The organism is Streptomyces sp. TLI_105 (assembly GCF_900105415.1).
Lineage (GTDB): Bacteria > Actinomycetota > Actinomycetes > Streptomycetales > Streptomycetaceae > Streptomyces.
Map to the genome: position 1 here is coordinate 8,299,205 of NZ_FNSM01000001.1, position 17,976 is coordinate 8,317,180.

Annotated in this window: 16 protein-coding genes; 9 read left to right on the forward strand and 7 right to left on the reverse strand. The window is 72.5% G+C overall.

Features of this window, described 5'->3' with window-relative positions; translation table 11 throughout:
- Positions 1-68: 68 nt before the first annotated feature.
- Genes BLW86_RS37765 through hypE form a run of 6 tightly spaced genes read left to right on the forward strand, consistent with a single transcriptional unit; the run spans position 69 to position 6,226 of the window.
- Positions 69-464 (forward strand): hydrogenase maturation nickel metallochaperone HypA/HybF, encoded by a 396-nt coding sequence (locus BLW86_RS37765; protein WP_093878194.1) that lies wholly within the window; start codon positions 69-71, stop codon positions 462-464.
- 2 nt (positions 465-466) lie between these two features.
- Positions 467-1,162 carry a hydrogenase nickel incorporation protein HypB gene (gene hypB, locus BLW86_RS37770; RefSeq protein WP_093878195.1) on the forward strand — a complete coding sequence of 232 codons (696 nt, stop codon included), beginning with the start codon at positions 467-469 and terminating at the stop codon, positions 1,160-1,162.
- Positions 1,159-3,636, forward strand: a complete 2,478-nt coding sequence (gene hypF / locus BLW86_RS37775) for a carbamoyltransferase HypF (RefSeq protein WP_093878196.1) — start codon at positions 1,159-1,161, stop codon at positions 3,634-3,636. Before hypB ends, hypF begins: the two co-directional genes overlap by 4 nt.
- A gap of 10 nt (positions 3,637-3,646) precedes the next feature.
- Entirely contained in the window at positions 3,647-3,964 is a 318-nt protein-coding gene (locus tag BLW86_RS37780; RefSeq protein WP_093878197.1) for a HypC/HybG/HupF family hydrogenase formation chaperone, read from the forward strand.
- Complete coding sequence (gene hypD / locus BLW86_RS37785; RefSeq protein WP_093878198.1) at positions 3,961-5,136, forward strand: hydrogenase formation protein HypD; 1,176 nt, start codon at positions 3,961-3,963, stop codon at positions 5,134-5,136. The genes BLW86_RS37780 and hypD overlap by 4 nt, the downstream gene beginning before the upstream one ends.
- A 49-nt stretch (positions 5,137-5,185) precedes the next feature.
- A complete protein-coding gene (gene hypE / locus BLW86_RS37790) occupies positions 5,186-6,226 on the forward strand; it encodes a hydrogenase expression/formation protein HypE (protein WP_093879086.1) in 1,041 nt (346 codons plus the stop codon).
- A 216-nt stretch (positions 6,227-6,442) separates the two neighbouring features.
- On the opposite strand, the gene BLW86_RS37800 is transcribed toward hypE, so the two are convergent.
- The 4 genes from BLW86_RS37800 to BLW86_RS37810 all read right to left on the reverse strand — a co-directional run bounded on the left by BLW86_RS37800 (position 6,443) and on the right by BLW86_RS37810 (position 11,783).
- Positions 6,443-6,700: a DUF6400 family protein gene (locus BLW86_RS37800; protein ID WP_093878200.1), complete on the reverse strand. Its 258-nt coding sequence runs from the start codon at positions 6,698-6,700 to the stop codon at positions 6,443-6,445.
- 646 nt (positions 6,701-7,346) lie between these two features.
- Positions 7,347-9,761 (reverse strand): bifunctional serine/threonine-protein kinase/ABC transporter substrate-binding protein, encoded by a 2,415-nt coding sequence (locus BLW86_RS37805; protein WP_143060324.1) that lies wholly within the window; start codon positions 9,759-9,761, stop codon positions 7,347-7,349.
- A gap of 248 nt (positions 9,762-10,009) precedes the next feature.
- Positions 10,010-10,147, reverse strand: coding sequence for a hypothetical protein (locus BLW86_RS44170; RefSeq protein WP_177181873.1), 138 nt, complete (start codon positions 10,145-10,147; stop codon positions 10,010-10,012).
- Between the two features lie 415 nt (positions 10,148-10,562).
- Positions 10,563-11,783 carry a metallophosphoesterase gene (locus tag BLW86_RS37810; RefSeq protein ID WP_093878202.1) on the reverse strand — a complete coding sequence of 407 codons (1,221 nt, stop codon included), beginning with the start codon at positions 11,781-11,783 and terminating at the stop codon, positions 10,563-10,565.
- 995 nt (positions 11,784-12,778) lie between these two features.
- On the opposite strand from BLW86_RS37810, the gene BLW86_RS44175 reads away from it, so the two are divergent.
- Positions 12,779-12,916 (forward strand): hypothetical protein, encoded by a 138-nt coding sequence (locus BLW86_RS44175; protein ID WP_177181874.1) that lies wholly within the window; start codon positions 12,779-12,781, stop codon positions 12,914-12,916.
- Between the two features lie 439 nt (positions 12,917-13,355).
- On the opposite strand, the gene BLW86_RS41265 is transcribed toward BLW86_RS44175, so the two are convergent.
- Positions 13,356-13,529: a hypothetical protein gene (locus BLW86_RS41265; RefSeq protein WP_177181875.1), complete on the reverse strand. Its 174-nt coding sequence runs from the start codon at positions 13,527-13,529 to the stop codon at positions 13,356-13,358.
- Between the two features lie 94 nt (positions 13,530-13,623).
- The gene (locus tag BLW86_RS37825) at positions 13,624-14,262 is read right to left on the reverse strand and encodes a TetR/AcrR family transcriptional regulator (RefSeq protein ID WP_093878205.1); all 639 of its coding nucleotides are present in this window, start codon (positions 14,260-14,262) and stop codon (positions 13,624-13,626) included.
- A gap of 71 nt (positions 14,263-14,333) precedes the next feature.
- Here BLW86_RS37825 and BLW86_RS37830 point away from each other — a divergent pair, with 71 nt between their 5' ends.
- Both BLW86_RS37830 and BLW86_RS37835 read left to right on the forward strand, forming a co-directional pair.
- The gene (locus BLW86_RS37830) at positions 14,334-15,938 is read left to right on the forward strand and encodes an FAD-binding oxidoreductase (protein ID WP_093878206.1); all 1,605 of its coding nucleotides are present in this window, start codon (positions 14,334-14,336) and stop codon (positions 15,936-15,938) included.
- A 279-nt stretch (positions 15,939-16,217) separates the two neighbouring features.
- Positions 16,218-17,120 (forward strand): SMP-30/gluconolactonase/LRE family protein, encoded by a 903-nt coding sequence (locus tag BLW86_RS37835; RefSeq protein ID WP_256341582.1) that lies wholly within the window; start codon positions 16,218-16,220, stop codon positions 17,118-17,120.
- Positions 17,121-17,588: 468 nt separating this feature from the next.
- On the opposite strand, the gene BLW86_RS37845 is transcribed toward BLW86_RS37835, so the two are convergent.
- On the reverse strand, positions 17,589-17,717 hold the full coding sequence (locus tag BLW86_RS37845; RefSeq protein WP_256341583.1) for a hypothetical protein: 129 nt from the start codon (positions 17,715-17,717) through the stop codon (positions 17,589-17,591).
- Positions 17,718-17,976: the final 259 nt, after the last annotated feature.

Consider the following 17,976-nt stretch of genomic DNA (forward strand, 5'->3'; position numbering starts at 1 on the left):
GGGCGTGCCCCCGCCACCACCCGTTCTCTAATGGCGCCCGAGACACCCCGCGCCCAGGACGGAGACCGATGCACGAGATGTCCCTCGCGGTCGCCGTCGTCGACCAGGTGGAGGCCGCGGCGAAGTCCCGCGGGGCCGTCGGTGTCAGCAGCATCGAGCTGGACGTGGGCGAGCTGGCCGGCGTCGTCGCCGACGCCCTCGCCTTCTGCTTCGAACTCGCCTGCGCCGGAACCGTCGTCGAGGGCGCCGAGCTGATCACCCGTACCGTCCCGGGCACCGCGCGCTGCGCACCGTGCGCCGAGGACTGGGCGGTCGGCATGCCGCCCCGGCTGCTCTGCCCCGGCTGCGGCGCCGCGGCCGACGAACTGGTCGCCGGCCGTGAACTCCAGATCCGGGAGGTCCGCTGGGCCTGCCCCGAAACGACGCACGAACGACATCACCGACCGATCACCGAGGAGAGCTGAGCATGTGCCGAGCCGTCGATCTCCAGCGCGCCGTCCTCGCCAAGAACGATGCCGCGGCACACATCCTGCGCACCGAGCTGAACGCCCGCGGCACCACCGTGATCAACCTGCTCTCCAGCCCCGGCAGCGGGAAGACCGCCCTGCTGGAGCGCGAACTGCGCCTCGCCGGCGAACGGGGCGTCAGCGCCGCCGCGCTCACCGCCGACCTGGCCACCGAGAACGACGCCCGCCGCCTGGCCCGCTCGGGCGTTCCCGTCAAGCAGGTGCTCACCGACGGCCTCTGCCATCTGGAGGCCGACATGGTCGCCCGGCACCTGCACGACTGGCTGCCCGAGTCCGTCCGGCTGCTGTTCGTCGAGAACGTCGGCAACCTCGTCTGCCCCGCCGGTTACGACCTGGGGGAATCCCTCCGTGTCGTGCTCGCCTCGGTCACCGAGGGGGAGGACAAGCCGCTCAAGTACCCCACCGCGTTCGGCCTCGCCCAGCTGGTGATCGTCACCAAGAACGACATGGCCGAGGCCGCGGAGTTCGACGAGACGGCCTTCCGCGCCAACGTGCAGCAGGTCAACCCCGGCGTCGAGGTCGTCCTCAGCTCGGTGCGTGACGGCCAGGGAGCCGGCGCGCTGCTGGACCGGGCCCTCGCGACGGCCGAGGGGAACCGCGTCCACACCCCGGCGATGGCCCGGGCCGACGCATGACCACGGCGCGGCCCGGACCCGCCCCCGCCACGGCCCCGCGGCGCAGCCGTGTGGTCGTCCGTGGTGTCGTGCAGGGAGTGGGCTTCCGGCCCTTCGTCTACGCCCTCGCCACCGGACTGCGCCTGTCCGGCCACGTCACCAACACGGCGGACGGCGTCGTCGCGGAGGTCGAGGGAGACCCCGCGGACGTCGCGTCCTTCTGCGCCCGCCTCGCGCCCGACGCCCCGCCCCTGGCCCGGGTGGAGTCGGTCGAGGCGGCCGAGGTGACCGCGAGCGGCGGCAGCGGATTCACGATCGTGCCCTCGCGCCGGGGCGGCGCCGTCCGCACCCTCGTCCCGCCGGACACCGCCACCTGCGACGACTGCCTCGCGGAGCTCGCGGATCCGGCCGACCGGCGGTACCTGCACCCCTTCATCACGTGTACCAACTGCGGCCCGCGGTTCACGATCGTCACGGGACTGCCCTACGACCGGGCCCACACCACCATGGCCGGCTTCCCGATGTGTCCGGACTGCGCCCGGGAGTACGCGGACCCGGCCGACCGGCGCTTCCACGCGCAGCCCGTCGCCTGCCCCCACTGCGGCCCCCGGCTGCGGCTGGTCACGGCGCCCGGCGGCCCCGCCCCCTTCGGCACCGGTCCGGCCCCCTTCGGCACCGGTCCGGCTCCCGACTCCGACCGGGCCGACCCCGACCAGGCCGAGCCCGGTGCCGACCCGGTCGCCGCCGCGCGCAGGATGCTCGCCTCCGGCGCGATCCTCGCCGTCAAAGGCCTCGGCGGCTACCACCTGGCCTGCGACGCGACGAACCCCGACGCGGTGGCCGAACTGCGCCGCCGCAAGGCGCGCGGTGACAAACCGTTCGCGATGATGGCCGCGGACCTCGCAGACATCGAGCCCCTCGTGCACCTCGGCCCGCTCGAACGCGAACTCCTCACCGGCGGCGTCCGGCCCGTCGTCCTGCTGCGCCGCCGCGACGACGCCCGGCCGCGCCACGGGGCCGCGCCGGCGCGGGCGGTGGCGCCGGGCAGCCCGGACCTCGGCTTCATGCTCCCGTACACCCCGGTGCACCATCTCCTCCTCGGCCTCGGCACGGCGGACCGGGAAGGGCCCCGGCTGCTGGTGATGACCAGCGGCAACCTCGCGGGCGAACCCATCGTCACGGACGACGCGGAGGCACTGACCAGGCTCGCCGGTCTGGCGGACGCCTGGCTGCTGCACGACCGGCCCATCCACGTGCCCTGCGACGACTCCGTCGTCCGCGTCTGCGACGGCGAACAGCTGACGCTGCGCCGCTCCCGGGGCTATGCGCCGCTGCCGGTCGCGCTGCCCGTCGAGGTCGCCCCCGCCCTCGCCGTCGGAGGCGACCTGAAGAACACCTTCTGCCTCGGCGACGGACGTCAGGCCTGGCTCTCCGCCCACATCGGCGACATGGACGACATCGCCACCCAGCTCGCCCTCGCCTCCGCCGAGCGGCACCTGGAGTCCGTCACGGGCGTACGGCCCGGACTGCTCGCCGCCGACCGCCACCCCGCCTACCGGTCCACCCGATGGGCCCGCGAACACGCGGCGGGACGGCCTGTCGTCCCCGTACAACACCACCACGCGCACGTCGCGGCGGCGATGGCCGAGAACGGTCTCGACGGCACGCGTCCCGTGATCGGTGTGGCCTTCGACGGCACCGGCTACGGTCTCGACGGCGCCGTGTGGGGCGGTGAGTTCCTTCTCGCGGACTACGCCGGGTTCCGCCGGTTCGCGCACCTGGCCTGCGTACCCCTGCCGGGCGGTGACGCGGCCGTACGACGGCCCTACCGGATGGCCCTGTCCCACCTGCGGGCCGCGGGCCTCGCCGCCGACCGCGCTCTGCCCTGCACGCGAGCCTGCCCTCCCGGGGAGCTGCCCGTATTGGAAAGGCAGTTGGAGCGCGAGCTGAACTGCGTGCCCACGTCCAGCATGGGGCGCCTCTTCGACGCCGTCTCCTCCCTCGCGGGGATCTGCCAGCACGCGGGATACGAGGCGCAGGCCGCGATCGAGCTGGAGGCAGCGGCCCTGCGCGCACCCGCCGTGGCCGAGGACGGACGCTACGCCTTCCGGCTCGGCCCGCCGCGGACCGGTGCCCCGCTCACCGCCGACCCCGCACCCCTTCTGACGGCGGTGGTCGCCGACGTGCTGGACGGGACCCCCGCGGCCGTCGTCGCGGCGCGGTTCCACCGCGCCGTGGCCCGGCTGGTGCGTGCGGTCTGCGCCGCCGCCCGCGGCGAGACCGGCGTGGAGACCGTCGCCCTGACCGGGGGAGTGTTCGCCAACACGGTGCTCTCCTCGGCCTGCGCCGAAGGACTGCGGGAGGACGGCTTCACCGTCCTGCGCCACCGCCGGATCCCGCCGAACGACGGCGGTCTGGCTCTCGGCCAGCTCGTCGTGGCCGCCCGGACCACGGGCGGGGCGGCCCCCGGCACGCCACGACGAGAGCGAAAGTGAGGAGACACCCATGTGCCTGGCGGTACCCGGAAAAGTGCTGGACGTCGAGGACCGGGACGGCACCCGGATGGCCACGGTCGACTTCGGCGGCGTGGTCAAGGAGGTGTGCCTGGAATACCTGCCGGACCTGAAGCCCGGTGAGTACGCCATCGTGCACGTGGGCTTCGCCCTCCAGAAGCTCGACGAGGAGTCGGCCCGGCGGACGCTGGAGCTGTTCGAGACCCTCGGCCTGCTCCAGGAGGAGTTCGGAGACCCGTGGGAGGCCGCCGAGGCCGCGGGAAGCGAGTGGCAGGCGCAGGGCGACGTCCACGGGGAGGCACGGCCGTGAAGTACATCGACGAGTTCCAGAACCCGGAGCTGGCAGGCCGGCTGCTCGACGAGATCCGCGCGACGGTGACGCGCCCCTGGGCCCTGATGGAAGTCTGCGGCGGCCAGACCCACAGCATCATCCGGCACGGCATCGACCAGCTCCTGCCGCCCGAGATCGAGCTGATCCACGGCCCGGGCTGTCCGGTCTGCGTCACCCCGCTGGAGATGATCGACAAGGCCCTGGAGATCGCTTCCCGGCCAGGGGTGATCTTCTGCTCTTTCGGCGACATGCTCCGCGTCCCCGGCACGGGCCGCGACCTGTTCCAGGTCCGCGGGCAAGGCGGCGACGTCAGGGTGGTCTACTCCCCGCTGGACGCGCTGCGGATCGCCGAGCAGAACCCGGACCGGGAGGTGGTCTTCTTCGGCATCGGCTTCGAGACCACGGCGCCACCCAACGCGATGACGGTCCATCAGGCGCGCAAGCGGAACATCCGTAACTTCAGCCTGCTCGTGTCCCACGTCCGCGTCCCCCCGGCGATCGACGCGATCATGCGGTCCCCGGACTGCCGCGTCCAGGGCTTCCTCGCCGCCGGCCACGTCTGCAGCGTGATGGGCACGGCCGAGTACCCGGAGCTCGCGCAACGCCACCGGGTGCCGATCGTGGTGACCGGATTCGAGCCGCTGGACATCCTGGAAGGCGTACGCAGGACCCTGCTCCAGCTGGAACGGGGTGAGCACACGGTCGAGAACGCCTATCAGCGCGCCGTGACGGCCGAGGGCAATCCGTCGGCACAGGCGATGCTGAGCGATGTCTTCGAGATCACCGACCGGGCCTGGCGAGGCATCGGCGTCATCCCGGACAGCGGCTGGCGCCTGTCCGAACGCTACCGTGACCACGACGCCGAGCACCGCTTCTCCGTCGAGGGGATCGACACCCGCGAGCCCGCCGAGTGCCGCAGCGGCGAAGTCCTCCAGGGCCTGCTGAAACCGAACGAGTGCGAGGCGTTCGGCACCACCTGCACGCCCCGCTCCCCGCTCGGCGCCACGATGGTGTCCAGCGAGGGCGCCTGCGCCGCCTACTACCTCTACCGGCGGCTCGACGCGGGAACCCCGGGACAGCGGCCTCCCGCGCCGGCCTCCGGCACCCCATCCCCGGTCACCGCTCCTTTGGAGGGCAGCCCCCTTGCCTGACACCGTCAGCACCACCCCGGCGGTCGACGCCGCGCAGCCGGCACCCGACATGCTCGCCTGGACCTGCCCGGCGCCACTGCGCGACCGACCGCGCATCGTCATGGGCCACGGCGGCGGAGGAGTACTGTCCGCCGAGCTGATCGAGCACGTCTTCGCGCCCGCCTACGGCGGACCGGCCCTCGCACACACCGCCGACGCGGCCGAGATCCGGATCGGCGGCGCCCGCCTGGCGTTCTCCACGGACTCCTTCGTGGTGCGCCCCCTGTTCTTCCCCGGCGGCAGCATCGGCGACCTCGCGGTCAACGGCACCGTGAACGACCTCGCCATGAGCGGCGCCCGGGCGAGCCACCTCTCCTGCGGGTTCATCCTGGAGGAAGGCGTCGAGACCGACGTGGTCGCCCGCGTCGCACAAGCCCTCGGTGCGGCGGCGCGCGTGGCCGGCGTTCAGGTCGTCACCGGTGACACCAAGGTCGTGGAGGCCGGTCACGGCGACGGCGTCTACATCAACACCTCGGGGGTCGGGCTGATCCCCGACGGAGTCGACCTGCGCCCGCAACGGGTGGTGCCCGGAGACGTGGTGATCGTGAGCGGCCCGATCGGCATGCACGGCGTGGCGATCATGAGCGTGCGGGAAGGCCTCGAATTCGGCGTCGAGATCAACAGCGACTGCGCACCGCTCGGAGGCCTTGTCGAGGCGATGCTCGCCGTCACGCGGGACCTGCACGTGCTGCGCGACCCCACGCGCGGGGGCCTGGCAGCCTCGCTGAACGAGATCGCGGCGGCGTCGGGCACGGGCGTCGTCGTCCAGGAGCGTGCCGTCCCGGTCCCCGAAGCGGTCGGCAACGCCTGCGCGGTGCTCGGACTCGACCCCATGTACGTGGCGAACGAGGGCAAGCTCGTGGCCTTCGTCCCGCGTGACCACGCCGACGCCGTACTGGCCGCGATGCGCGCCCACCCCGTGGGCACCGAAGCAGCGGTGATCGGCGAGGCGGTCGAGACCCACCCGGGCATGGTGGTGGCTCGTACCGGACTCGGCGGCACCCGCGTCGTGGACATGCCGCTCGGAGAGCAGCTGCCGCGGATCTGCTGAGCTCAGGCCCGGCGGCCGTGTCGCTCCCGGGAGGTGTCGAGGGTCCACGTGTGGGTGCAGTTCGGGCACTGCAGGTGGACCCGGGGCCCGTTGTTCCCGATCAGATAGCGCCAGTGGCTCCGGCAGTTCCGGCGGTCCAGGCAGGTTCCGCAGTCACGGGCGTCGTCGCAGCCGGGGCACGCGACCCAGGCCCGCCGAGCCGGGTCGGCGTGGGGATCAAGCGGAAGACGCACGGCCCGGCACCTCCCCGGGCAGCACACCGGCCGCGACCAGCATCGCGTGAAGCCTCTGCTGCTCCTCGTCCAAGCCCGAGTACAGCAGGGCGTGCGCCGCCTCCTCCTCACGCAGAACGGCCACGGGGTCCCAGTCGGGCCCCAGGGCCGCCATGACTTCGGCACGCCGACGTGCTTCCTCGACGGTGAGGTCGATGCTGAAGCCGACGAGGTCGGAACGAGGGTCGGGGCCGTGGTTCATGAGTGGGGCTTTCGGGAGGAATCGAACACGTACGCCACCACGTCTACCAGAGCGCACGGCGCGTACGGAAGCGCCCGACCTGCCTTCGAAGCTCCCTGTGGCGCACCTCATGCCGCACGTGCAGCGGCGTCCGTCGGCGGTTCCGCGGGCCCACGGCAAGCGGCATCGAGGTAGGCGTGTGGGGCGGCCTGCCACGGGAAGAGACCGTTGTGGGCGGTGCGACCGCGGCAGTCCCGGAGCGCCTGTCAGGAGGGGGACCGCGTCAGCCGGGGCTCCGCCTCCCGGCCGGACCGGTTGGGTTGGAAAGAGGCCGGAAGAGCTGGTCAGGAGTGGGATGGCAGCGGCCGCGACCCGGGAGTCCGGATCTCCCCCGTACGCCTCACCCAGGCGCGCCGGCTCATGACACCGACCGGCGCCACCACGGCCTCACCGCCTTCGGGCGAGCCTTCCTCGCCGTCGGAGCAGCCTCCCCATCGCCGCACCCTCACACGTCGTCTGGCAGCCCGGGCAACCATCGTCCTGCTCGCGGCCCTGGCCTCCTCGCCACCACCACATCGCGAAACCCACCCCCGCCCCTGGCGCGGGCCGAGGGGGTGCCGATGAATGCGCCCACCCGATCGGTCCGCTCCTTGCCGAAGGCGCCCCGTCAGGGGGCGGAAGATCCGGTCGTCCTGGCCTGCCAGCTCCCGCCGTCCACCCGGTACACCGTCAGCCGACGGTTGACGGTGTCACCGCCGTTGAAGGCGACGCGGCCGGTGACGCCGTCGAAGGCCAGCTGCTCGACGGCTCGCGGCAGTTCCGCCCGGATGCCGTCGGCCGGTGTGCCGCCCTCCGCCTTCACGACGGCCTTCACCGCTTCGATGAGGGCCCAGGTCGCGTCGTAGGCGTAGGGGCCGTACCAGCCGGGCGGCTGGGAGTAGCCCGCTCCGCTGTACCGGGTCAGGAAGTCGCGTCCCGCCGCCGACTCCGTTGCGGGTGCGCCGATCTGGGTCGCGAGGTCGCCGTCGGCCTGGGGGTTCCCCGTGAGGTACTGCTGGTCGAAGATGCCGTCGCCACCCATCAGGGGGACGGCCACTCCCGCCTGCTTGAGCTGCTGGGACAACGGTGCCGCGGTGTCGTAGTAGCCGCCGAAGTAGACGGCTTCGGCGCCCGAGGACCGCACCCTGACGGCGAGGCCCGCGAAGGAGCGTTCCGCGGGATCCACCTGCTCGGTGCCGACGACGGTCCCCCCGAGCTTCTTCCACTCGGCCGTGAGGCCGGAGGTGAGGGCGGTGCCGTGGCTGCTCGCGTCGTCGACGACGTAGAGCTTGGTCTTCCCGGCCCCGTGCAGGTACCGGGCGGCGAACGGCCCCTGGTCGACATCCGTGCCGATCGTCCGGAAGTAGGTGGAGTACGGACGGACGCGGGCCCCCGACGCCCAGTCGGGGCCCAGCGTCAGGGCCGGGTCGGTGTTGCCCGGTGACACGTTGACGATGCCCGCGCGTGACAGCGCCGGCACCAGAGTGCGGGCGACGCCGGAGTTGAGCGGGCCGACCACCCCCACCAGTTTGTCGTCGGACACGAACCGAGCGGCGTTGGCCGCGCCCTTGGCGGGGTCGGCTTCGTCGTCCACGGCCGTGATCTCGAAGGTCACACCGGGGACGTGCCCGGTTTCGTTGGCGGTCCTGACCGCCAGTTCGGCGGAGTTCCTGATACCGGCGCCCATCGAGGAGAGTCCGCCGCTGAGGGGCGCGTCCACCCCGATCCTCACCGTGACGGAGGACGCCGGCCCGCTGCCACCCGCCCGGCCGCCGCTCCGTGCGTCGTCGTCGCGGGTGAGGGACCAGGTCAGGAGGGATCCCGTGGCGAGCACGGCGAGTGCCGTACCCAGGACCGCGGAGCGCCGGGTGAGGCCCCGCCCTCCTGCGGACGCCCCGTCTTCCTGCTCTGATCGAGCCGTCGCACCGAGCGTGCGCTGCTGCTCGTCCGGGGTTACGACGACCGGCGGGGCCGTCGGCCGGTCCGGCACGGGGTGACGCGGGGGGCCCGCCTCGGCCCCGGGGGAGTCCGGGACCGTGGGGGTCGCCACGGACGGTGTCGACGAGGGAGTCTGCTTCGGCATCGTCGGGGCGGAGGAGGGCTCCACCGCCGCGTCCGGTGCCGGAGCCGCCGTCGGATCGGGGGCGGGTACCGGTCCGCCGGCCGGCTCGGATTCCCGTGCGGGGCCGTGCCCGTGGGGCGCGTCGGGGCGGGGAGGGGCGGACATCAGTACGCCCCTGAGCATCTCAGCCGCTTCCGCGGCGTCCACGCGTCGTGCCGGGTCCTTGGTGAGGAGGGCGTCCAGCACGGGCGTGAGCGGACCGGCGTGGACCGGCGGCCGGTGCGGGCGGGTGAACACGGCCACGGCGAGGGCGTGGAGACCCTCCGCCTCGAACGGGGGGTGCCCCTCGACGGCGTGGTACAGGGTGGCGCCGAGCGCCCACAGGTCGTTGGCCGGGGTCGGGCGCTTGCCGTCCAACTGCTCCGGCGGCATGTACTGCGGCGTACCGATGACGATCCCGCTGTGGCTCAGCTTGGTCGTGGCGTCCGCGAGGTGGGCGATGCCGAAGTCGGTCAGGACGACACGGTCCTTGGCCAGGAGCACGTTGTCCGGCTTGATGTCGCGGTGGACGATCCGCGCCTCGTGCGCCGCGGTCAGCGCGTCGAGGACGGCGGCGCCGATCTCGGCCACGCGCCGTACGGGCAGCCGGCCATGGCTGCGGATCGCAGCGGCCAGGGACTGGCCACGGACCAGCTCCATGACGATGACCGGGGCGCCGTGATGCTCCACGACGTCATGGACGGTGATGACCCCCGGATGGCTGAGAGTGACCGCCGCACGCGCCTCGCCCGTGAACCGCCGGAGCAGCGCCTCACGGGCGTCGTCGTCCATGCCCGGTGGGAAGAGGATTTCCTTGACGGCGACTTCGCGTCCGAAGAGCTGCTGGTCAAGACCACGCCAGACCCGGCCCATGCCGCCTTGGCCGATACGTTCGACCAGTTGGTACCGGCCGGCGATGAGTTCGTGGTTCTGCTCGGTCACGCGCACACTCTAGGTCCTGATGAGCCGATCAGGTGACGGAAAGACGGCTTGATCACGCCCCTTGCGACGAAGGGGGCGAAGCGCCGACGGGAGCGGCGGGTCGAGCGGAACGGTACGCGCGGTGTCGCACCCCGTCGCACCCCAGGAGGGATTCGGTCCCCGGTTCGGAAGGTCTCCGGGGAACTCCCGTGCGGCGGCCGGGCGGCCGCTCTCCGCCATGGAGACCTCGGCCCCGGACCCCATCCCGCTCACGGCCCGCGCCGGACGTGGGCGAAGGCGGCGTTCCCGACGGTCCGCCTCTGGCGGAGGGCCTCCGGCTCCATGACCGCGTCGTGCACGGCGGCGACCACGGTCGTGGCCGCCTCGTCATCGAGACCCGGCTCCACGTCGGGACAGCCCGCCGCCGATGCCCACGACCGAGGCGTGGGCTGCCAGGACGGGCCCCCTCCGCTCCCAGCGGTCGACCGCCCCGCGACGGGCCGGCGCAGAAGCTCTGCGCCACCGACGACCGGGTCAAGGACACCGGCTGCATCAACGCCTGGCCGCTCCCGTTCTGACCAGGTTCCTTCCCGCGCAACGGGGGTCCTGGGGCAGGGCGGGCACCGCTCTCGGTGAAGTTCTCCGGGAGCGGTGCCGGTCCGCTGGGTGACGTCAACAGCATCCACATGCGCCGCACGTTCCGCATTTCCCGTACCCGGCAGCCTTCGGCCCGGCTCGCTGCCCGACTCGGCTCGCTACGAAGCGCTTCCCGACGCATGCCTCGGTGGCACGGCAAGGCCGCATGCCCAAGGGACGGACGACTTACGGCGAGGTGGACCGCTGCGGGGAGCGGAGCACGAGCAAGGTGATCTCGCTGGGGGCGAAGACACGGAAGGGCGGGCCCCAGAAGCCGGTGCCGCGGCTGGTGTAGAGGAGGGTGCGAGCGCCGTGGTGGCTGAGGCCGGCGACGGTGGGCTGGTCGAGGCGGACCAAGTGGTGGAAGGGCCAGATCTGGCCGCCGTGGGTGTGGCCGGAGAGCTGGAGGTCGATGCCGTGGGCCGCCGCCCGGTCGACGAACTTGGGCTGGTGGGCGAGCAGGAGGACGGGCAGGTCGGGATCGGCGCCCTGGAGGGCTCCGGCGAGGTGGGCGCGGTGACCCGCCAGTCCGGAGGACTCGGCGGTGACGTCGTCGACACCTGCGACCACGAGGGTGTCACCGCCGCGTTCGAGCAGCAGATGACGGTTGCGCAGCGGCTCCCAGCCCAGCTCGTCCATCAGGTCGACCCAGCCCTGGGCCTCGCTGTAGTACTCGTGGTTGCCGGTGACGTAGACCCGGGCCCGCGTCGCCCGCACGGTGCCCAGTGGAGCGGCCTGGGCGCGACGGCGTTCGGCCGTGCCGTCCGCGATGTCACCGGTGTGGCACACCAGATCGGCTTCCAGGCTGTTGACCGTCTCGCAGACCCGTGCCGACCAGCGGGCGCGGTCGAGCGGACCGTAGTGGGTGTCGGTGATCAGAACGACTCGGGTGCCGTCCAGCCCGGCTCCCAGACGCGGGAGCGGCACATCGAGTCGGCGCACGCGCGGCACGCGGCGGGCCTCGGCGTACCCCCAGGCGAGCAGTACGGCGGTGACACCGAGGACGGTCCACGTGACGATCCGGGCCCGGCCCTGCCCGTCACCGACACCGACCACGGTCAGGGCGAACCGCAGCAGGACACCGAGCAGAACAGACCAGGTGAACAGGATCCAGATGCCGCCCAGCAGCGTGTCACCGACGATTGCCGCCCGGTCCTGCTGGCGACGACCGTGGCCACGCACCATCGCAAGCGGCATTCCGATCAGGCCGAGGGCGAAGAGGGCGGTGCCGATCAGGGTGACGGGGAGCGGCCAGCGCTGACCGGTGTGCAGGAGAACCCCACACGGCACGGCCCACAGGAGGAAGGGGGCGACCACGGGGATGTGGCGCATCAGGCGCTGCAATCGGGTCCGGTACGCCCCTTGCGCCTCCTGGGCGGCGGATCGGGTGTTGCTGGTCTCTGTCACGCTTCCCCTCCTGAGGTCCTGTCCGGCGGATCGTGCGAGTGGTGGAGCCGGGTGACGGCAGCGGCACGTTCGTCGTGCCGGCCATCCGCCGGTGGCCTCGACATGAGCCGCCGCCCACGCCCTGCTTCTGCTCCGGCCATGCTTGCCGGAGCCTCTTGGAGAACCCATTGTCCGCCGTGGGGGAACGGGCTGCCCTCCAGCCTCCGGTGAGTCCGTTCAGGGCGGCCGCCAAGCCGGCGACCGTCTCCCTTCGACCGCGAGGACCGCCGGTGACGTGAGTGGTAGCTTCCCGGCCACGACCCACGACAAGAACCCACGGCTCCAGGAACGCCTTGCCGAGGAGGCATCGATGTCCAGGGTCCGGTCCGCGGTCGCGAGAGGTCGGGGGAGTGCCATCGGCGTGGCATGTCGCAGGTCAGCCGCGTACACGGCGGTGCTGGTCAGGCCCATTCGCCGGCCCGCCTGGGGAACGAGCTCGGCCGGGTCCCGGCCCGGTGCCAGAGGTGACCTGGCTGCGAGCTCCGACGGCGCCTCTTCATTCGGCTCCGTGACGGAGCCTTCCGCCGGATCGCCGTCCACGACCACTGCACCGAGCGTAAGCGCCCACGGCCACCGCCGGCCGGCAGCTCGCGAGCTACGCGTTTCCCACTGGCCACCCGGACCGCGCACTGTGCCGAGAACGTCCACGGCCACCGCCGGCGCTGCTCCAGGAGACCCCGCCGCGCGGGCTGCGGACCCTCCGCCGCACCCATTCGCCCACGCGTGGGTGTGGGGTGGGATCGTGGGGGTAGGCGGACGGCGGAGCGCATGGGACTGCCTCTGCAGTCGGCCGTCTGGAGCCATCCCCCCGCTCGCAGGCGGCGGCTTTGCGACCGTCCCGCCCGGATTCCTTCCGTGCGGGACGGTCGCCTTCCTGCTGGGGTTTGCCGGGCCACCGTCTCCCCTCCGCGGGGCCGTACGAGCCGTTCGGCAGCGCGGCCGGCTACCACGCCCGCGTGCGCGACATGCTGGGCACCGGGGTCCTGCGCGACCAGGACATGACCTACTTCGACGCCTTCATCGCGCACACCGAGGACCCCCTGCGGGAGACCGGCGACCTCGACCGGGCGCGCGCCGCCCTTCGGCGACGATGAACCGGAAGCACGTCTCGGCAGGGGTGGCGGGGCCGCTGAGGTCGGTCAGTGGCCGCCTGGCCGGGGAGGATCGGAGCGGGCCACGGCAGAGCGAGGTGGGCGAGGAGCGGTTCCCGGCCTACACCTCGTACGCGCCCCGAGGGTGAAGTACGCGGTGACCGCTTCGACCGCCTCTGCGGCTGTGCGGTACTGGGCGTTCGCGTGCACCGTGCGGGAAGGGACGAACGCCCTGTCGCGGACAGCCTTCTCCTGGAGGGGGCCTGGCGACCCGCTGCGCAGGTCGCTGCCCCGCGGCCACAACCGGGCCGGCTGTGACCTGTGGACCGTTGGGGAGCAGCGGAGCGAGATCGTCCCTGATGAAGCCGGCCGCCTGTTTGATCGATTCCTCGGCCCCGCCTTGATCTTCAAAGACGCTGATGGAGATCATCACCCCGTCCCCTCATGCGGCCGGTGAAGCCGCCCGGCGTTCGGGGTTCGGGATCCGGGTGTCGTCGCCGCCCGGCATGACGAAACAGTGTCCGCGGTCGGGTACGGGGTGGCCGAGGTGCTTCCAGGTGTCGGGGCCGGCCTGGCTGTCGGCCGTGAGGCCGGAGTGCTGCTGGACGGTCTTCACTCCGGTCTCGGTGCCGGCGGCGCACCTGACGACTCCGTTCGCGAGGATTCCAGAACGCGGGATGCGACAGCAGAAGGGTGGGTGCCGGTCTGGCTCAGGTGTTGTCGTCGCCGGCGGCGAAGATGCTGTGGGCGGCCTCGGTGAGCCGGGCGCAGCGCCGGGTCATGGCCTCGGGCGACTGGTCGGGGTGGTTGATCCACCAGCGGATCAGAGCGGTGCACAGGCCGCGCCAGGCGTGTTTGAGGGCGTCGGCGTCCAGCGGGTCGGTGGTTCCGGCTGTGTGCAGGAGTTCGGCGGTACCGGTCGCGGCGAGGTCGTCGATGGCGTCGCGGTAGTACGCGGCGCGCTGGGCGGCGTCGCTGCCGGGCGGCAGTGTGGGGTCGTAGAGGACGAACCACGCCTCGCGCTGCCCGTCGAGTGCGGTGAAGAGGGCGTTCAGGACGCGCAGGGGGGTGGGTGGCGCGTCGGTGTCGTGTCCGGCCATGGCGGTGCGGATGGCGTCCAGCAGCTGGTCGCCGATCGGGTCGAGGCAGGCGAGGTAGAGGCCCTGCTTGCTGCCGAAGTACTGGTGCAGCAGCGGCTTGGTGACGCCGACCCGTACGGCGATGGCGGCCACGGTGGTCGCCTCGTAGCCATGGCGGCCGAACTCCTCGGTGGCCGCGGCCAGGATCTGTTGTTCGCGATCGGCTCTCGGCACGCCCTTGGTGCCGGCCTTGGAGGAGGGCGTTGTCATGGAAACGGATCTTACCTTAAGGTAATTTACCAATGGGTAAGTTCAATCGAACCCCAACTGGGAGCACTCTCATGTCTGCGATCCCCTCCGCGCCCCGCTCCGCCCGTACCCGTTCCTGGTGGGGCTGGGGCTATACCGACGCCCACCCCGACGACGCCGAATGCGCTGCGATGGGGGCCCTGCTCCCGGGCACCCTGGCCCGCCCGCTGCCGATACCCCGTATCGCCGACCTGCCCATCGCCCGACCCGCCGTGACGCCCCCGTCCTCCCTGGCGCACCTGGTCACCGGTGAGCCGCGGGCGCGCGCCGCCCACGCCATGGGCAAGGCCTACCGCGACGTCATCCGGGCCCTTCGTGCCCGTCCCGGCCGGATCCCCGACCTCGTCGCCCATCCCACCGGCGACCGGGAGGTGGCCGACCTGCTGGACTGGGCCGGCGAGCACGGCGTGGCCGTCATCCCCTTCGGCGGCGGCTCCTCGGTGGTCGGCGGCGTGGAGTACCGCGGCGATACCCACCGCGCCGTGCTGTCGCTCGACCTGACCTCGATGGACCGCGTTCTGGAGATCGACACGGCCGGCCGCTCGGCTCACATCCAGGCAGGAGCCCTCGGCCCCGTGCTGGAAGAGCAGCTGCGGCCCCACGGCCTGACCCTGCGCCACTTTCCGCAGAGCTTCGAGTTCTCCACCCTCGGCGGTTGGCTGGCCACCCGGGCCGGCGGCCACTACGCCACCGTCCACACCCACATCGACGACTTCGTACAGTCCCTGCGTGTGATCACACCCGCCGGAGCCGGTACGTCCTGGCGCCTGCCCGCCTCCGGCGCCGGCCCGTCGCCCGACCGGCTCTTCCTCGGATCCGAGGGCGCGCTCGGCGTCATCAGCGAGGCATGGATGCGTTTGCAGGAACGCCCCCGCCACAAAGCCTCCGCGTCCGTGGCCTTCACCGACTTCCACCGCGCGCTGGACGCCGTGCGCGCCATCGCCCAGTCCGACCTCGCCCCGGCCAACTGCCGCCTGCTCGACGCCGGCGAGGCCCTCCTCTCCGGCGCCTCCCACGACGGCTCCTCCGTCCTGGTCCTGGGTTTCGAATCCGCCACCGGACCCGTCGGCGACCGCCTCGCGAGCGCGGTGGACCTGGCCCGCGCCCACAGCGGCCGAGCCGAGACGCGCTCGGCGGACCGCGACACCTCGGCCGACTCGGCAGTGAGCGCCTGGCGTTCGGCGTTCCTGCGCATGCCCTACCTGCGTGACGGCCTGGCCCGCATGGGCGCCGTCGTCGAGACCTTCGAGACCGCCGCCACCTGGGACAAGATCCCCGCCTTGATCGACGCCGTCCGTACCGAGGTCGGCGCCGCCGCCCTGAAGACCACAGGACACCCGGCCACCATCAACTGCCGTCTGACCCACGTCTACCCCGACGGGGCCGCCCCCTACTTCACCGTGGCCGTCGCCGGCCGACCCGGCGACGAGGTCGAGGTCTGGGACGACATCAAGGCCGTCGCCGGTGAGATCCTGCACCGTCACCGCGCCACGATCACGCACCACCACGCCGTCGGCCGTGACCACCGCGCCGGCTACGACCTCCAGCGCCCGGAGCCCTTCGCGCTGGCACTGCGCGCCGCCAAGGACGCCCTGGACCCCCACCGCATCCTGAACCCCGGCGTCCTGCTCGACTGACAAGACCGGCCGGCAGGACGGCGGTGAGGCCGTGTTGCCGTGTGCGCTTCGCCTTCGTGGTGTGGGGTCCCCGCGAGGGCGGCCGGTGCCAGGCGCGCAGTTCGCCGTCATGCATCCGTCCGGGACATTGGAGTGGCCCGGGGGAGGGCGGGCGGCGTGGTTCCCGCATCTTCCGGCGCCACTTCCTATGGTCGGCGCAGGTACGGCAGCGGGCCGGCCGCTCAGACCCGATGGGGAGTCATGGTACGTACGACGGCCAGGCCCGGAACGGTGACGTTCGTGCCCTCGAAGGGGCGTGCCACGTGCCGGTGGGCCCGCCGGCTCGCTGCCGCGGTGGGCCTCGTGGCGCTGTGCGCGCTGCCCACGACGATGGCGGGCGCGACCCCGTCGCAGGCCGGCCGGGCCTCCGCGCACGCGCCCCTGTACGTGTCCGACTACGGCAACAACCGGGTTGTCGCCCTGCCCACGCGAGGCGGCGATCAGACATCCGTGCCCTTCGAGGGTCTCGTACGGCCGACGGGCATGGTCTGGGACGCGTCGGGCCGCCTCTACGTGTCGGACACCGGAAACAACCGCGTGGTCGTGAGGGCAGCGCACGGGAGTGGCCAGTCCACCGTCCCCACCGACGGCTTGTCGCGCCCCCTGGGGCTCGCCCTCGACCGGGCCGGGAACCTCTACGTCGCCGACAGCTTCAACGACCGGGTCGTGAAGGTGTCCGTGGCGAGCGGTACCCAGACGACCGTACCGACCACGGGGCTGCTGCACCCCTGGGGGCTGGCGCTGGACGCCGCCGGGAACCTGTACGTCTCCGACTTCGTCAACGACCGCGTCGTCAAGGTGGCCGGTGACGGGAGCGGCCAGTCCACCATCCCCGCCGTCGGCCTCTCCCAGCCGACCGGCCTGGCCCTCAGCGCCGCGGGGGACCTCTACATCGCCGACAGCGGCAACAACCGCGTGGTCAAGATCGCGGAGGGCGGCGGCCAGACCACCGTCCCCACCACCGGTCTCAGCGACCCGCTCGGCCTCGCGCTCGACGGCTGCGGCGGCCTGTACATCGCCGACGGCTTCAACAACCGGGTGGTCCGTGTCCAGGAGACAGGCGGTGGCCAGACCACCCTCCCGGCCACCGGCCTGAACACGCCGACGGGCCTCGCCTTCCCACCGATGGGCAACCGCCCCTGAAACACCACGATCCGGCGCCTCTGGGCCGCGCGCAGGAGCGGGCCCGGCGCAGTAGCACGGAGGAAGGAGCGGGTCCGGCTCTGTGCCGCAGGCGGCACAGAGCCGGGGCGACTGATCGGCCCCCCACCGGGGGTGGCCGCCCGGAGACCGGGGCCACGGCTCGGGGCCGGGTGGCCGTCCCCCGTTCTCCGTAGCGATGGCCGTCGGACAGCAGGCTCCACACCTCGGACGGCGAGCTGAGGATCAGACGGCGATTGCGGGCCACATCGACCACGCTCCTTGCCCAGGTGAGGATGCGGAAGCACAGCGAGTCGTAGCGGGGGAGGTTGCTCCATGGCGGAACGAGCACTGCCGCCGCCGTGTCGCACACGGAACACCTCCTCGGCTGCGGCGCGCTCATCGACACTGACGGTGTGGTGCGCGACTGAGGCCGGAGCGTGCCGGCCTGGCGGTTCGGCTGATGGGTGATCACCGCATCGCGGTGCGGTCGGAGACGAGTCCGGCGATGGCCAGATGGGTCTCGTCGTAGTCTTCGCGGCGTCCGATCCAGCGTTGGAGGGGCCGCCACTGCTTGTGCTCGGCGTTGGCGTGCCCCACGCAGATCCGCTCTGAGGACTGCTGCTTGCGGGCCTCCTCCCGGACCGCGAAGCCCCGCGCCGCCAGGAGTGGCCGGATCTCATGGACGGGCCGCCTGACGGTCGAGCGCCCCGAGCCGACGCCTTGACATGCTCGTGCAGATACGATGCGAGAGAGCCGTACGGGCCAAGGAAGACGTCACGATCTCCCCGACCCGTACGACTCTCCTTACGTTCCCCATCAGCCGAAACCGCTGTTGTCCTGTGCCATTGGTCCCTTG

Excerpts from the sequence above, each read along its gene's own strand:
- BLW86_RS37765 (WP_093878194.1), top strand. The coding sequence starts at position 69 with ATGCACGAGATGTCCCTCGCGGTCGCCGTCGTCGACCAGGTGGAGGCC.
- hypB (WP_093878195.1), top strand. The coding sequence starts at position 467 with ATGTGCCGAGCCGTCGATCTCCAGCGCGCCGTCCTCGCCAAGAACGAT.
- hypF (WP_093878196.1), top strand. The coding sequence starts at position 1,159 with ATGACCACGGCGCGGCCCGGACCCGCCCCCGCCACGGCCCCGCGGCGC.
- BLW86_RS37780 (WP_093878197.1), top strand. The coding sequence starts at position 3,647 with ATGTGCCTGGCGGTACCCGGAAAAGTGCTGGACGTCGAGGACCGGGAC.
- hypE (WP_093879086.1), top strand. The coding sequence starts at position 5,186 with ATGCTCGCCTGGACCTGCCCGGCGCCACTGCGCGACCGACCGCGCATC.
- BLW86_RS37800 (WP_093878200.1), bottom strand. The coding sequence starts at position 6,700 with ATGAACCACGGCCCCGACCCTCGTTCCGACCTCGTCGGCTTCAGCATC.
- BLW86_RS37825 (WP_093878205.1), bottom strand. The coding sequence starts at position 14,262 with ATGACAACGCCCTCCTCCAAGGCCGGCACCAAGGGCGTGCCGAGAGCC.
- BLW86_RS37830 (WP_093878206.1), top strand. The coding sequence starts at position 14,334 with ATGTCTGCGATCCCCTCCGCGCCCCGCTCCGCCCGTACCCGTTCCTGG.